At 58.7% G+C, this 14,584-nt stretch carries 12 protein-coding genes; 5 read left to right on the top strand and 7 right to left on the bottom strand.

Translation table 11 applies throughout. From position 1 onward, the window contains the following. Positions 1-51: 51 nt before the first annotated feature. Both rnd and BLR72_RS12760 read left to right on the top strand, forming a co-directional pair. Positions 52-1,212, top strand: a complete 1,161-nt coding sequence (rnd, locus tag BLR72_RS12765) for a ribonuclease D (RefSeq protein WP_027232374.1) — start codon at positions 52-54, stop codon at positions 1,210-1,212. 87 nt (positions 1,213-1,299) lie between these two features. After that, positions 1,300-2,223 carry a DMT family transporter gene (locus BLR72_RS12760; protein WP_091949071.1) on the top strand — a complete coding sequence of 308 codons (924 nt, stop codon included), beginning with the start codon at positions 1,300-1,302 and terminating at the stop codon, positions 2,221-2,223. 44 nt (positions 2,224-2,267) lie between these two features. Here the strand turns inward: BLR72_RS12760 and ppx are convergent, their stop codons facing one another. Both ppx and BLR72_RS12750 read right to left on the bottom strand, forming a co-directional pair. Next, positions 2,268-3,779, bottom strand: a complete 1,512-nt coding sequence (ppx, locus tag BLR72_RS12755) for an exopolyphosphatase (protein WP_091949068.1) — start codon at positions 3,777-3,779, stop codon at positions 2,268-2,270. Next, complete coding sequence (locus BLR72_RS12750) at positions 3,776-5,971, bottom strand: RNA degradosome polyphosphate kinase (RefSeq protein ID WP_091949065.1); 2,196 nt, start codon at positions 5,969-5,971, stop codon at positions 3,776-3,778. Before BLR72_RS12750 ends, ppx begins: the two co-directional genes overlap by 4 nt. 199 nt (positions 5,972-6,170) lie before the next feature. Between BLR72_RS12750 and BLR72_RS12745 the strand changes: the two genes are divergently transcribed. Continuing rightward, positions 6,171-6,416, top strand: coding sequence for a zinc-finger domain-containing protein (locus BLR72_RS12745; protein WP_027232370.1), 246 nt, complete (start codon positions 6,171-6,173; stop codon positions 6,414-6,416). Between the two features lie 29 nt (positions 6,417-6,445). Beyond that, positions 6,446-7,717 carry an FAD-dependent monooxygenase gene (locus BLR72_RS12740; RefSeq protein WP_091949062.1) on the top strand — a complete coding sequence of 424 codons (1,272 nt, stop codon included), beginning with the start codon at positions 6,446-6,448 and terminating at the stop codon, positions 7,715-7,717. A gap of 266 nt (positions 7,718-7,983) precedes the next feature. On the opposite strand, the gene BLR72_RS12735 is transcribed toward BLR72_RS12740, so the two are convergent. The 5 genes from BLR72_RS12735 to BLR72_RS12715 all read right to left on the bottom strand — a co-directional run bounded on the left by BLR72_RS12735 (position 7,984) and on the right by BLR72_RS12715 (position 13,308). Continuing rightward, complete coding sequence (locus BLR72_RS12735; protein WP_027232368.1) at positions 7,984-8,787, bottom strand: amino acid ABC transporter ATP-binding protein; 804 nt, start codon at positions 8,785-8,787, stop codon at positions 7,984-7,986. A gap of 13 nt (positions 8,788-8,800) precedes the next feature. Continuing rightward, positions 8,801-9,955 carry an amino acid ABC transporter permease gene (locus BLR72_RS12730; protein ID WP_027232367.1) on the bottom strand — a complete coding sequence of 385 codons (1,155 nt, stop codon included), beginning with the start codon at positions 9,953-9,955 and terminating at the stop codon, positions 8,801-8,803. Positions 9,956-9,957: 2 nt separating this feature from the next. After that, entirely contained in the window at positions 9,958-11,154 is a 1,197-nt protein-coding gene (locus tag BLR72_RS12725) for an amino acid ABC transporter permease (protein ID WP_091918971.1), read from the bottom strand. 102 nt (positions 11,155-11,256) lie between these two features. Then, positions 11,257-12,285, bottom strand: coding sequence for an amino acid ABC transporter substrate-binding protein (locus BLR72_RS12720; protein WP_027232365.1), 1,029 nt, complete (start codon positions 12,283-12,285; stop codon positions 11,257-11,259). A 237-nt stretch (positions 12,286-12,522) separates the two neighbouring features. Then, a complete protein-coding gene (locus BLR72_RS12715) occupies positions 12,523-13,308 on the bottom strand; it encodes a phosphatase PAP2 family protein (RefSeq protein ID WP_091949059.1) in 786 nt (261 codons plus the stop codon). An 86-nt stretch (positions 13,309-13,394) separates the two neighbouring features. Here BLR72_RS12715 and BLR72_RS12710 point away from each other — a divergent pair, with 86 nt between their 5' ends. Next, positions 13,395-14,570: a cystathionine beta-lyase gene (locus BLR72_RS12710; RefSeq protein WP_091949056.1), complete on the top strand. Its 1,176-nt coding sequence runs from the start codon at positions 13,395-13,397 to the stop codon at positions 14,568-14,570. Positions 14,571-14,584 lie beyond the last annotated feature (14 nt).

The following is a 14,584-nucleotide window of genomic DNA, read 5'->3' as shown; positions in this document are numbered from 1 at the left end:
TGTCAAGATCGGGGCGGAGACAAACGCATTCTCATTCGCTATAGAAAATTTATGAGCATGATTACAACCACCGACCAACTTGAACAGGCTGTCGCGGCCCTTTCGCAATCCGATTTCGTGACCGTCGATACGGAATTCATCCGGGAGACCACCTTCTGGCCGGAACTCTGCGTCATTCAGCTTGCCTCGCCTGATCATACTGCGATCGTTGATGCGCTGGCGCCGGGCCTTGATCTTGCTGCTTTTTTTCGGCTGATGGCCGATGAGAAGATCGTCAAGGTCTTCCATGCCGCGCGCCAGGACATCGAAATCATCTTCCACCTCGGAAATCTCATCCCGCATCCGGTTTTCGACACGCAGGTTGCGGCCATGGTATGCGGTTTTGGCGATGCGATTGCCTATGATCAGCTGGTTCAGCGCATCGTCGGGGCGCAAATCGACAAATCGTCACGCTTTACCGACTGGCGTCGCCGCCCGCTCTCCGAAAAGCAGCTCGACTATGCGCTCGCCGACGTGACGCATCTGCGCGACATCTATCTTCATCTGAAGCAGAGCCTTCAGGAAGAGGGCCGCACCGACTGGGTGCTTGACGAGATGAAAATCCTGACGGCGCGCGAAACCTACGACATGCATCCGGATGATGCGTGGAAGCGGCTGAAGATGCGCCTGCGCAAGCCGCAGGAACTCGCGGTTCTGCGCAGTGTCGCGGCCTGGCGCGAACGCGAGGCGCGCGAGCGGAACGTGCCGCGCGGGCGCGTGCTCAAGGACGATGCGATTTATGAGATCGCGCAGCAGCAGCCACGCGATGCGGAGGCGATGTCACGCCTCAGAACGATCCCGAAAGGCTGGGAACGATCGAGCATGGCGACCGGCCTTCTCAATGCGGTGAATCTCGCGCTCGACCTGCCGAAGGAAGACATGCCGCGCCTGCCGAAATCCGTGCAGTCGCCGGAAGGCGCCGGTGCTGCCGCTGAACTCCTCAAGGTGCTTTTGCGCCTTGTCACCGAGGAGCATGGTGTCGCCGCGAAGGTGGTTGCGACAACCGACGAGATCGACCGGATCGCCGCCGAGGGCGACGTCGACGACATTCCGGCGCTGCAGGGCTGGCGGCGCGAGGTTTTCGGCGAAAAGGCGCTGCAGCTGATCAACGGATCGCTTTGCCTCAAATTCGAAAACAGGAAGATTCGGGCAGTTCCCTGGCCAGAAGAGTAAGCCGATAGTTCGGCCGTGATCGTAGCATCGCTTTGGCGATGCAGCTAACGTCCCGGCATGATCACATCACATATTAGGCAACCACGCATGTCCAGTCCCGCCGTTTCGACGACCCCGCCGCTTGCCAGAGAGATTGCCCTTCTCGCGGTGCTTGCCACGCTGTGGGGGGCTTCCTATACCTTCATCAAGATCGGCGTGGAAACCATTCCGCCCGTTACATTTATTGCCGCGCGCACCTTGATTGCCGGAGCGCTACTGCTCGCCATCATCAGGATGCGTGGTCTCGCACTGCCGCGAGATCCGGACGTGTGGAAGCGCTTCTTCATCCAGGCCTGCATCAACAGTGTCATCCCCTTTACCCTGGTTGCCTGGGCCGAAATCACCGTCGACGCCGGTCTTGCTACGATCCTCAATTCGACGACCCCGATCTTCACGTTCCTGCTCACCGTGCTCATCACACGGCACGAACCTGTGACCGCCCGCAAGGTGTTCGGCGTCACTGCTGGCGTCGTTGGCATCAGCCTGATCATCGGCCTTGAGGCCTTCAACGGCCTCGGCAAGGAACTTGTCTCGCAGCTCGCAATTGTCACTGCGACAATTTCCTATGCGTGCGCAGCTATTTTCGGCCGCGGCTTCAAGGGGATGGACCCGATGATGCCTGCGGCGGGCTCGATGATATGCGGTGCGGTCATGCTCATACCCTTGAGCCTTGTCTTCGACCATCCGTGGACGATCGTACCGTCAACCGCGTCGATTGCAGCCCTGTTTGGCCTTGCGGTTTTCTCGACCGCCCTCGCCTTCGTGATCTTTTTCCGCCTCGTCCATACGCTGGGATCGGTCAGCACAACGTCGCAAGCCTATCTGCGCGTGCCGATCGGGGTTGGAATCGGCGTCCTGTTCCTCGGGGAAAGCCTGAGCTCGACCGCATGGCTTGGGCTCGTTTGCGTCATTGCCGGGGTCGCAGCCATGACCCTGCCCGCGCGCAAGAAAGTAACGGCCGCGCCGATCTAGCGGTCAATCGCCAATTGCCTTGCGGTTAAGGTCGGCTCCGAGAACTAGGAGCCGATCGTCATCCGGATGTTTTTACCGGTAAGTTTCGCCAGTTGCTGCAGCCGGCCCTCCGGCACATCGCCGATAAGGTCTGCCTTGGACTTGTGAACAACGAGATCGATGCCGTTTGCCGTCGCCTTCCAGGACAGGTAAGGCACCACCCCGGCCATCGAGGCCGAGAAGGGGTAGACGATGCGCATGACCGCCGCGAGGATGCGCGAATATTCGAGCAGGCGCGGCGTGGCAATCGCCGCGAGGTCCGGATCGGCGACGCTGTTGGTAATGCCTTCATGGCGGAAAAAATTGGCAAGAGCGATATAGGCGCGGCCGGGGTGATCGATACCGATAAAGGCGGCGTTGGAAATCATGTTCAAGGCCTGCGAGCCGCGATAATCCGGATGGGCGCGCCAACTGATATCCGCTACGAGGCAGGCAGCACGCCGATAGCGGCTTTCGTCCTCGGTCTCGTCATACCCGAGCGCGGCAAAGGCGCCACCGGTCCATTCGGCAAGCTCGCGCGCATAGGCAGGCGAGCGGGCGCGAAGTACCGCCAGTTCATCGGCTGCCGAGATGAGCGGGTCTTCCAGTTGCTCGCTTTCAGAAAGCAGCGAATAGAGAAATCCCTCGCGTACCCCAAGCGCCGAGAATACAACCTGGGCCGGACGCATCAGTTTGATGGTTTCGAGCAGCGCAATTGCGCCATAGGAAAGCAATGAGCGGCGGTTTTTCGAGACGTCCTCTATGCCGCGCATATAATCGAGATCGCCGGCGGCGACGAGCTTCAGGAAGCGCTGCGCCTCCTCGAACGGAATTTCGTAATGATGCATGACATGCAGCGGATAGTGCGTCGCGCTCATATGCAGCTTGGCGAGATTTCGCCAGGTGCCGCCGACGGCATAGAAGGTGCGCCCCTTGCCATTGGCCAGAAGCTTGGCAGAAGCCAGATACTTCCGTGCTATCGTCACTGCTGCCGTGAGATCACCATCGGCCATGTCCTGCAGGCGCAGGCCGCCAAGCGGAAGTGTGATCCCGTCGCCGATCTGACGCCCCTTGACGTCGACGAGTTCGAGACTGCCGCCGCCGAGGTCGCCGGCAATCCCGTCCGGATCGTGAAATCCCGAGATGATGCCGAGGGCGGAATAGTACGCTTCCTCGCGGCCCGAAAGCACCCGGATAGGTTCTTTGAGCAGCGCCTCGGCTTCCTTGATGAACATCGAGCCGTTCTCGGCCTCGCGCGCTGCGGCCGTTGCGAGAACGTCGAGCGAAACCGCTCCCGCCTGATCGGCCAGGGCCCGGAAGCGGCGCAGCGCACGCAGCGCGCTTTGCACCGCCTTGGCATTCAGCTTGTGTGTCTTGACCAGACCCTTGCCGAGACCGCAGAGAATCTTCTCGTTGAACAGCACAGTGGGCGAGCGGTTGACGCCTTCGTAAACGACAAGGCGCACTGAGTTCGAGCCAATGTCGATAACTGCGGCCGGCTGGCGCCCCTGTACGCGTCCCTGTGCAGCGGAGATCATGCAGCCTTGTTTCTTTTCGAGCGCTTGCGATGGGCAATCAGTCGAGGTGCCGAGGATTTCAGCGACTTGCCACGGCCGGAAAGGCTGGGATTTGTCATGAAATATTCCTGCGCGTTGAAAGCTTCTTCACCTTCGGCCGGCTCAATCCGGCGCGACGTTCCGTCTGCTAGTAACTCGTAACTCTGCTGGTTGTCGAGAACGTTGGCCAGCATAATCTGTGAAAGAACCTGTTGATGCACAGTTGGATTGGTGATCGGCACCAGCGTCTCCACGCGGCGGTCGAGATTGCGTGTCATCATGTCGGCCGAACCGAAATAGACGAGTGCTTTTTCGGAGGGCAATCCTTCGCCGTTGCCGAAGCAGAAGATGCGGCTGTGCTCGAGGAAACGGCCGACAATCGATTTTGCGCGAATGTTTTCCGAAAGCCCCGGCACCTGCGGGCGCAGGCAGCAAATGCCGCGAACGACCAGGTCGATTTCGACACCGTGCTTGCTCGCCTTATAGAGCGCGTCGATGATCTCGGCGTCGACCAGCGAATTCACCTTCATCCAGATCGAAGCCGGACGTCCGGCCTTGGCGTGCTCGATCTCTTCGGCGATGTGCTGGAGGATGCGCGGACGCAGCGAAATCGGCGAAACGGCAATGCGCATTTCCCCTGATGGCGGTGTATAGCCGGTGATGTAGTTGAAAATCTGCGCCACGTCGCGGCCGATGGCCTGCTCGCAGGTGAAGAACGAGAGATCGGTATAGATCTTCGCCGTGATCGGATGGTAGTTGCCGGTGCCAAGATGCACGTAACTGCGCAGCCGGTTTTCTTCGCGCCGCACCACAAGCGACATCTTCGCATGCGTCTTCAACTCGATGAAGCCGAAGACCACCTGCACGCCGGCGCGCTCCAGGTCTCGCGCCCAACGGATATTCGCCTCTTCGTCGAACCGCGCCTTGAGTTCGATCAATGCCGTCACCGACTTGCCGCTTTCGGCCGCATCGATAAGCGCGCGCACGATCGGGCTGTCGTTCGATGTGCGGTAGAGCGTCTGCTTGATGGCGACGACATCGGGATCGGCGGCGGCCTGGCGCAGGAACTGGACAACGACATCAAAGGATTCGTAAGGATGGTGAACGATGATGTCCTTCTCGCGGATCGCCGCAAAGCAATCGCCGCCATGTTCGCGGACACGCTCGGGGAAGCGCGGATTGTAGGGCACGAATTTGAGGTCGGCCCGCGGTATGCCGACGATTTCCGACATCATGTTGAGGGCGAGCAGGCCTTCGAGCACGCTGATGCGATTGTCCGGCACGCCAAGCTCGGTGGCAACGAAGCTGCGCAGCGATTCCGGCATTTCGTCGTCGAACTCGATGCGGATCACCTGGCCGCGGCGGCGGCGCTTCAATGCACTTTCGAAGAGGCGCACCAGATCCTCGGCCTCCTCTTCCACCTCGATATCGCTGTCGCGAATGATGCGGAACGTGCCTGCCCCCTTGATTTCGTAGCCGGGAAACAGCCGCCCGGTGAAGAGGCTGATTGCATCTTCCAGTGTCAGAAAGCGGAAATGGCCGCTCTCGTCGGGAATCTGGATGAAACGCTTCAGCGCCTGCGGCAGGCGCAGCAGCGCCGTCATCGGGCGATTGTCGCTGCTGCGGTTGAGCAACATGGCGATGGTAAATCCGAGATTGGGGATGAATGGAAACGGGTGCGCCGGGTCGATGGCGAGTGGGGTCAGCACCGGATAGATGGTTTCAAGAAAGTGATCTTCGAGCCACGCCTGTTCGGCGCTGGTAAGCCGGTCCGGCCGCACGATCTCGATATTTTCCTTCAGCATTTCGGCGCGCAGTTCCGTCAGCCTGATCTGCTGCGCGGCCTGGAGCCGCCCAACCTCTTCGAGCACGAAATCGAGCTGTTCCTGCGGGGTGCGCCCGTCGTCGCTGCGATCGGAGACGCCGGCACGAACCTGACCGGCCAGCCCGGCGATGCGAACCATGAAGAACTCGTCGAGATTGGCGGCCGAGATCGACAGGAAACGCAGCCGTTCCAGCAGGGGCTGGTGCGCGTTGTGGGCTTCCTCCAGCACGCGGCGATTGAACTGCAGCCAGGAGAACTCGCGATTGACGAACCGATCGACGCTTTTCGGCAGATCGGGCAGATCGACGCTCTCCACCGGTTGCGGAATGAGGGGCGCCTGTTCGTTCATAATTGTTCTCCAATCAAATACTGGCTGCCACTATACGGGCAACGGAATATACGGTCATGTCTCAACGGCAAACTAATGCGGTGTTTTGACAGATTGTTTGCAAGCGTCTTGAAATCGCATTCAGGATGATACAAACCCTAGGGAAAGAGAAGTCAATTGCGCCAAGGCGCGTTGAGCGGCGAGTCGTCAGGAGCGTAAAATGGCTGGACACAGCATCCCTCATTTCCAGAACAGCGCTGGTCATGCAGCGATCAGCATCGGCGTGAAGGAATTCATGTGTGTCGGCGCCAATCCTCCGTTCGATCACCCGCACGTATTTCTGGATCTTGGCGACGACAATGAAAAGGTCTGCCCCTATTGCTCGACGCTTTACCGCTACGATCCCTCGCTTCCCGCCGAGGTGACGGTGCCGGAAGGCTGCATCTACGTCGATAGGGCTGCTTGAACCCGGACGGAGAAACTGGTTCCATCCGGATGTCCTCTGGCCCGACCCTGATTGATCTCAAGACAGAACGTAACAGGCGAATTCCCAATCCTGACCAGATCATTATTGCGGGGGCCGGCATTGCCGGCCTGACGCTCGCCCTTGCCCTGAGCGACAAGGGTTTTTCGGTTCAGCTTTTCGAGAAGAGTGCGACGCTTGCCGAGATCGGCGCAGGCCTGCAGCTTTCACCCAATGCCACGCGCCTTCTCGATCGCCTTGGTGTACTCGAACGGCTGAAATATGCCTCCGTCGAGCCGCAGGCCATCTGCCTCCAGGACGGGCGAAGCGGCGCAAATCTGCTGCATCTGCCGATCGGCGAAACGGCAAGACAGCGTTGGGGCGCGCCTTATATCGTTTGCCACCGCGCCGACCTGCAAAATGCGTTGCTCAATGAGGCCCGCAACCGTCCCAACATTGCGATCCAGCTGCAATCGACGGTGACGCAATACAAGTCGGACGCCGAAGGCATTTTGGTTCGGGTCCAGTATCATGACCGTATCGAAGAACATCGCGGGGCGCTGCTCGCAGGCGCCGACGGCGTATGGTCGGACATGCGCACCGCTCTGTCCGACACGGACCGCGCCCGTTACACGGGAACGATCGCCTGGCGTTCTTCGGTCGCGGTCGACCAATTGCCGCCCGCCTTTGCCGCGCTGATGCCTCCCGGCACCAATGTCGTGGCGTGGACCGGCGCCAATGCCCACCTGATCGCCTACCCCATTCGCTCCGGACAGGTGATCAATTTCGTGGCGGTTGCACCGGACCGAAACATTCGCCGCCGCTGGGACGACCAGCAGTCCAACAATGCCAGCCAGGATTTCATCCGCGCGTACGCAGCTTGGAATCAAGGCATTTGCGACCTGATGCGCGCCGGCCGGCCCTGGACGCCCTGGCGGCTGTTTGCCATGAAGAAATGCCAGTTCAAGATCGAGGAGCGCGTGGTCCTCATCGGGGATGCCGCCCACGCCATGACACCCTATGCGGCACAGGGCGCGGCCATGGCCATCGAAGACGCCTGCCTGCTGGCGGCTGCGCTTGCCACCGACGGCAAGAAATGGACGACGGCGCTCGATCAATTCAGCAAGGCACGATCCAAACGGGTCGGTGCGGTGGTGCGACGCGGCGCATTGAACCAGCTTGCCTACCATGCAAGAGGTCCGGTTGCGCTTGCACGCAACGTCGTCTTTCGCAATCGGCCAGCCGATAAGTTCGTCGAGGGCTTCGACTGGCTCTATGGATTTGATCCGGAGAAGCGTGGCTGATTATTCGGCGGCCGTTGTGGCACGGCGCTTGAGCTGCCGGTCCCGTCATTCCCGTGCTCTTGGCCCGCAGATCCACTCACGCGCTAACTACTCGCAAAAGGAAGAATGGATCCTCGGGACAAGTGCCCGAGCATGACGGCCGAGGGGCCCGAGGATAACGTCGGAGGCCCCAAGGATGACGGCGGAGATGCCCGGGACGACCGCTCAGAGCGATGAAACAAATCAAAGCGGCGGCCGTGAGGCCGCCGCTTTCAACATTTGTCTCGTCAGTGCAGGATCTGGCTGAGGAACAGCTTGGTGCGCTCGTGCTGTGGATTGTCGAAGAATTCCGCTGGCGCGTTCTGTTCGACGATCTGGCCCTGATCCATAAAGATCACCCGGTTGGCGACCTGGCGGGCAAAACCCATTTCGTGAGTAACGCACACCATGGTCATGCCCTCTTCGGCAAGTTGCACCATCGTGTCCAACACTTCCTTGATCATTTCCGGATCGAGCGCCGAAGTGGGCTCATCGAACAGCATGATGCGCGGGTTCATGCACAGCGAGCGGGCGATAGCCACGCGCTGCTGCTGGCCACCGGACAACTGGCCCGGATACTTATTGGCCTGTTCCGGAATCTTGACGCGCTCGAGATAGTGCATCGCGACCTCGTCCGCCTTCTTCTTCGGCATCTTGCGAACCCAGATCGGCGCCAGCGTGCAATTCTCGAGGATTGTCAGATGCGGGAACAGATTGAAGTGCTGGAAGACCATGCCGACTTCGCGGCGGACTTCGTCGATCTTCTTCAAGTCGTTCGTAAGCTCGATACCATCGACAATGATCTTGCCGCTCTGGTGTTCTTCAAGGCGGTTGATGCAGCGGATCATGGTCGACTTGCCCGATCCCGAAGGACCCGCAACGACGATACGTTCGCCGCGCATGACCTTGAGGTTGATATCCTTGAGGACGTGGAAATCCCCGTACCACTTGTTCATGTTGATAATATCGACGGCCACGTCCGTCTTCGACACGTGCAAGAGCGATCGGTCGACGTGGATTTCATTTGGGTCAACAACGTTTTCGGTTGTCATTATGCGGTGCTCCTCAGCGTTTATGTCCTTTGTCGAGCCGCTTTTCCATGAAGATGGAATAGCGCGACATCCCGAAACAGAAAATCCAGAATACGAAACCGGCAAAAATCAAGCCGGAGATGGGGGTCTGCGGTGATGCCCAATTAGCATCGGCGAAGTGCTGCTTCACGGTTCCCAGCAGGTCGAACATGCTGATGACCGTTACAAGGCTGGTATCCTTGAAGAGGCCAATGAACGTGTTGACGATGCCGGGGATGACCAGCTTGAGCGCCTGCGGAAGGATGATGAGCCCGGTCTTCTGCCAATAGCTCAACCCCAGCGAATCTGCGCCCTCATACTGGCCCTTGGGAATTGCCTGCAGACCGCCGCGCACCACTTCCGCCATATAGGCCGAAGCAAAGAGCGCAACACCGATCAGCGCACGCAGATATTTGTCGAAGGATACGCCCGGCGGCAGGAACAGCGGCAGCATATAGCTTGCCATGAATAGCACCGTGATAAGCGGGATGCCGCGGATCGTCTCGATGAAGATGACGCACAGCATCTTGATTACCGGCATCTTCGAGCGCCGGCCCAGCGCAAGCGCTATGCCGAGCGGCAGCGATACTGAAATGCCGACGAAGGATAGCGTCAACGTTACCAATAGTCCGCCCCAATTGGCCGTCTCCACATAAGGCAAGCCGAACCAGCCGCCGACAAGCAGGAAGAAGGCGACGATCGGGAAGATGAAGAAGAAGACGATGGCGTTCGCAACTTTGTACGGGGCCTTCGGAATGAGCAGCGGCACGAGCAGCAAGACAAACAGGATCGCGACGATATTGACGCGCCAGTGCTGATCGATCGGATAGGGCCCATACATGAACTGGCTGAAGTTGGCGTTCACATAGGCCCAGCAGGCGCCTGACCACCCCTCAGGCTGGATGCCGCCCTGCGCCACCGTGGAGCAGACCGACCGGTCCGGACCGGACCAGACGGCGTTTACGAACAGCCAGTTGATGATGCCGGGCAGGAACCAGGCGATCACCAGCAGCGCAAATACGGTCAGAGCCGTATCCATCGGCGTCGCGAAGAGATTGATTCTCATCCAGCGGATAATGCCCCGCTCGCCAAGCGGCGGCGTCTGCTCCTGCAACATTTCGGTGCGAACATAGCTCAGATTATTATCCATGATCAGCGCTCCACCAGTGCCACTCTGGCGTTGAACCAGTTCATGAAGATCGAAGTCAGAACGCTGATGCCGAGATAAACCACCATCCAGATCGCAACTACTTCAATCGAGTGTCCCGTCTGGTTGAGGATGGTACCGCCCACTGCCACGAGATCGGGATAACCGATCGCAACAGCCAGGGACGAGTTCTTGGTGAGATTCAAATACTGGCTCGTCAGCGGCGGAATGATGATGCGCATCGCTTGCGGGACGATGACGAGCCGGGTCGTTGGACCGGCACGCAGCCCGAGCGCATGGGAAGCCTCGGACTGACCCTTGCCCACGCCGCGAATACCGGCGCGGACGATCTCGGCAATGAAGGACGCCGTATAAAACGACAGCGCCAGATAGAGCGACATGAATTCCGGGCCGATTTGCGCGCCGCCCTTGAGATTGAACGAGCCAAGGACGGGATAGTCGAACGACAGCGGAAAACCCTTGATCAGCAAGGCGAGCAGCGGGAGACCGACGATCAGAGCAAGTGCCGTCAGTCCAACCGGAAATTGCTGCCCGGTGACCATCTGGCGCTTGCGCGCCCAGCGCTTTACGAGGAGCGCGCCGACGATACCGACGATGAGGCCCACGCCGGCAAGCCATGCGCCTTCGCCAAACACCGGCGACGGAAAGAAGAAACCGCGATTATTGAGGTAGGTATTGAACGGCAGATGGATGCTCTGGCGCGCCTGAGGCAGCACCGAGAGAACGCCGAGATACCAGAAGAAGATGACCAGCAGCGGCGGAATGTTGCGGAATATCTCCACATAAACCGTGCAGATCTTGCGGATCAGCCAGTTATGCGACAACCGCCCGATACCGATGACGAAGCCGATGATCGTCGCAGTTATGATGCCTACGAAGGCGACCGTGATCGTATTGAGGATGCCGACCCAAAGCGCCTTGATATAGGTGGAATCGCTCGAATAGGCCAGATACGGGCTGCTGCTGATGTCGAAACCGGAACGGCCGTCCAGAAATCCGAAGCCAGACGCCAGATTAGCGCGCTGAAGATTGGTGATGGTATTGTTGATAATCCAGTAAATAAGACCCGCGATGACGACAACCGTCAGTACCTGAAAAACAAGTCCGCGAACTTTCGGATCGTAAAGAAGCGACGCCTTGGCGCTCGATCTTCCGACAGGCGTTATGTCCTGCGATGCCATTGACCCCTCGATTCATTCGTTTTTATTCTTATTATTATTGTTTTATGGTCGAGGGCGAGGAGGCAATGCCCCCTCGCCCCATGTTATTTGAGCATGAGTTAATCAGCGGATCGGCATCGCGTATTGCAGGCCGCCCTTGCTCCATTGTGCATTGATGCCGCGGGCAATCTTGAGCTTGCTGCCCGAGCCGATGTTGGTCTCGAAGACTTCGCCGTAATTGCCGACTGCCTTGACGATGTTGACCACCCAATCGTTGGTGAGGCCAAGGTCCGTCCCGAGCTTGGTATTGGCTTCCTGGCCGAGAACGCGCTTGATTTCCGGACTGTCGCTCTTCGTCAGTTCCTCGACATTTGCCTTGGTGATGCCGAGTTCTTCGGCGGTCAGCAGCGCAAAGTGCGTCCAGCGAATGATATCCGCCCACTGATCGTCACCCTGGCGTACGACCGGACCAAGTGGCTCCTTCGAGATGATCTCGGGAAGAACGACATGGTCGTCCGGCGCCGAGAGCGTCAGGCGGATGGAGTAAAGGCCGGACTGGTCGGTAGTGTAGACGTCGCAACGGCCGGAATCATAAGCCGCGTTGACTTCTTCGAGCTTCTCGAACACGACGGGATTATATTCCATCTTGTTCGCCTTGAAATAGTCAGCGAGGTTGAGCTCAGTTGTGGTGCCGGCCTGCACGCAGACCGAAGCGCCTGAAAGCTGCAGGGCCGAGTTGATGCCCGACAGCTTCTTCGAGTTGATCATGAAGCCCTGGCCGTCAAAATAGTTGACGCCGGTGAAATCAAAGCCCTGCGTATCGCGGCTGAGCGTCCACGTGGTGTTGCGGATCAGAACGTCGATTTCGCCGGACTGCAGGGCCGGGAGACGATCCTTCGCCGAGAGAGGCGTAAACTTTACCTTGGTTCCATCGCCAAAGATCGCAGCAGCGACCGCGCGGCAATAATCGACGTCGAAACCGGACCATTCGCCCTTGTCATTCGGAGCGCCGAAGCCGGCAAGACCGGTATTGACGCCGCACTGGAGGAAGCCCTTCTTCTTGACGTCGTCGAGTGTGCTGGCGGAGGCAGCGGTCGCCAACAGAACGAGCGCCGAAACAGCAAGCGTGCCCTTCAAAACAAGATTTTTCATAACAAGTGTACCCTTTGGTTGTATTGCCCTTAGTTCCCAGAGAGGAAAAGTACGATATTGGCAGGTAACCCCCATACCCAAAAAGGGCCCAATACCTCTCCCATTCACCGCTGCATCGAAGGCCATTCTGTCTGTTTGGTCAAGGTACAATCTTTGCTTGAGAATATTGCAAAACAGGCCGTTAACCTGCCCTCAAAGCGATTATTCTGATTATTCGCTGTGCAAATCGCGATCCGCTCACCAAAAATTGTCGCGAAAGCGGATTTTGGGCCAGAATCGCCCGTCAGAAACAAAGGCAGTGCGGCGCCCTGAAAGGAACCTTGCAAGGGCAACCGTCAGTAGAAAGCCGACGCTGTAGCCGGCCACGACATCGGTCGGATAGTGGGCGCGCACCAGGATGCGGGTAAATGCGATGAACATCGTTGCGAGGATGATCGCAATCCGCCAGCGCGGAAACCACAATGCAAGCACCGCGCCGACGGCACCCATGGTCGTCGAATGGCCCGACGGAAAACTTGCGAAATCATATCCCGACACAAAGGGCGAGAAGGCATTTGGACCCAGCGTATCGATGAATTTCGGCCGGGCGCGCCCGATCAGAAACTTTGCGATATTTGTGAAAATACCCGAAAGTGCGATCGCCCAGAACGCGAATGTCGCTTGCGAATAGATCAAGCCGAACTGAACTCTCCTTGTCCGCGCCAGACCCCACCAATCGATGCCGATAAGGCAAACTGCGACGGCAAACGCTGGTATCAAATACCACTGAGAAAGACCAATGTCAGTCAGGTGACGCGCCTCGCGCAAGCGCCCGTGCGATGACAGCGTGCGCGACAGCCACTCATCGTAGGGGTGCAGCAAGAGAATGACGAAGACGATCATGACCGCAGCCATGGTCATTCCTTGCGTCCAGGCGGGTTCGGTCGCCGGATAAGCGGGCGCATTCATGCGGCGCAGAAAGCGGATGACGGACTGGCCCGCGCGCACGAAGCCGGAGGGGCGGTCCTGAAGCTGATCCGTCATATTTCCTTTCGACGCTCCCTGTTGCAACCGGCGCGCTGCCGGATTATCGACTTCTAACCAGACAGACAAGATGTGGAGACGAACTCATGGACAAGCAACCGGGCAAGCCGGCGAAACTGGGCATCAATACCAGATTGGCACATGGTGGATACGATCCGCACGACTATCATGGCTTTGTCAATCCGCCCGTCGTCCATGCCTCGACGGTGCTTTTCCCCGACGCTGAAACCATGGCGGGCCACAAGCAGAAATACACATACGCAACGCATGGAACGCCGACAACGGATGCGCTTTGCCGCGCAATCGACGAACTCGAGGGCTCGGCAGGAACGTTGCTCGTCCCTTCAGGACTGGTTGCGGTAACGCTCCCCCTCCTCGCTTTTCTTGCCCCTGGCGATCACCTGCTGATGGTCGATTGCTGCTACGGCAATACAAGGCACTTCTGCAACACGATGCTGAAGCAGTTCGGTGTCGAGGTCGAATATTACGATCCGCTCATCGGTGCGGGTATCGAAAAGCTGATCAAGGCGAACACCCGCGTCGTCTTCACCGAATCGCCGGGTTCCAACACGTTCGAAGTACAGGACATTCCGGCTATCGTGGAAAAGGCACATGCTGCCGGCGCCATCGTGATGATGGACAATACCTGGGCAACGCCGCTCTATTTCAGGGCGCTCGACTTCGGCGTGGACATAACGATTCACGCAGCAACGAAATATCCATCAGGACATTCCGACATATTGATGGGAACGGTTTCCGCCACCGAGGCATGCTTCAAGAAGCTCGACGCTGCCTATACCGCCCTCGGACTCTGCGTAGGCGGTGACGATGCCTACCAGATCCTGCGGGGCTTGAGGACCATGGGCGTGCGCATGGAACGGCATGCCAAGAGTGCGCTCGAAATTGCCAATTGGCTGGATCGGCAGGACGGAGTGGTCGAAGTCCTCCATCCGGCGCTTGAAAGCCATGCCGGCCACACCCTCTGGAAACGCGACTTCGGCGGCGCCGGCGGCGTGTTCTCAATCGTCATCGCTGGCGGGGTGAACCAGGCGCACGCCTTCCTCAATGCGCTGAAGATATTCGGTCTCGGCTATTCCTGGGGCGGCTATGAGAGCCTTGCCGTCCACGTCAATCTTGGCGGGCGGGTCATCACCGGAAAAAACTATGCCGGCCCCTTGATCCGCCTCCAGATCGGGCTCGAAGACCCTGCCGATCTGATTGCGGATATCGAAAATGCGCTTGCGGCAGCAAGAACAGCGTGAACGACGTGAAGAGA

The sequence above is a fragment of the Phyllobacterium sp. YR620 genome, from assembly GCF_900104165.1.
GTDB classification, from domain to species: Bacteria; Pseudomonadota; Alphaproteobacteria; order Rhizobiales; family Rhizobiaceae; genus Phyllobacterium; species Phyllobacterium pellucidum.
This window is presented reverse-complemented; position numbering and strand designations above follow the sequence as displayed.